Here is a 619-nt window from a genome sequence, read left to right on the forward strand (position 1 = left end):
AGCGCACCGTCGCCTGGCTCGGCGGCTTCCGCCGACTCCACCGCCGCTACGAACGCAAGGCCGACCACTTTGCAGCCTTCGCCAGCATCGCAGCCGCCCTCATCTGCCACCGCCGACTCTCCAAATGAGATGACTTCTTAGAGCCTGAGTTCGGCAAGCACCGGATTGGCCGCCAGCTGCGGGTGTTCCCGACCGAGGTCGGTCAATACGGCGTCACGGAAGGCAACCCACGCGTCCCTGAGGTCGGTGAGTTCGCAGATTGCCGTCACCGTCGAGTAGGTGGACGAGATTCGGATCGTCCCCGCCTCGGGTGTGAACTTGATCAACTCGGCGTTCTCGTTGGAGCCGATCGTCGAGGCCTCACCACGTTCGAGATAGTGCAGCACCCCGTGCATCGACCACAGAAAGTCGAACACCGGCGTCCACGACCAGGGGGGAGCCAGTTCGACCCCGTCCACTGTGAACGACAGGTCGGACATGTCGCGCGTCAGACTTTGTGGCAGGGCTTGTTTCTTGCGGGTCCTGCCCTGTGAAGGAGTCTGATCGATCATGGTGAGGCCGCCGGTGTTGCCGCCGGAGGAGAAGGTCCGGATCGTGCTGTCGATCCTGGCCGGTGAGA

The 619-nt window shown here is 63.3% G+C and carries 1 protein-coding gene and 1 pseudogene; one reads left to right on the forward strand and one right to left on the reverse strand.

What is annotated here, in order from left to right; all coding sequences use genetic code 11:
* Positions 1-128, forward strand: a pseudogene (locus PUR56_RS00145) (IS5/IS1182 family transposase); the annotation flags it as partial.
* Positions 129-137: 9 nt separating this feature from the next.
* On the opposite strand, the gene PUR56_RS00150 reads toward PUR56_RS00145, so the two are convergent.
* Positions 138-619 (reverse strand): hypothetical protein (locus PUR56_RS00150; RefSeq protein ID WP_329947329.1); only part of this gene is annotated, 482 nt, incomplete at its 5' end.

Origin of the sequence: Streptomyces sp. BE303 (assembly GCF_036290945.1) — a bacterium.
Classification (GTDB): domain Bacteria; phylum Actinomycetota; class Actinomycetes; order Streptomycetales; family Streptomycetaceae; genus Kitasatospora.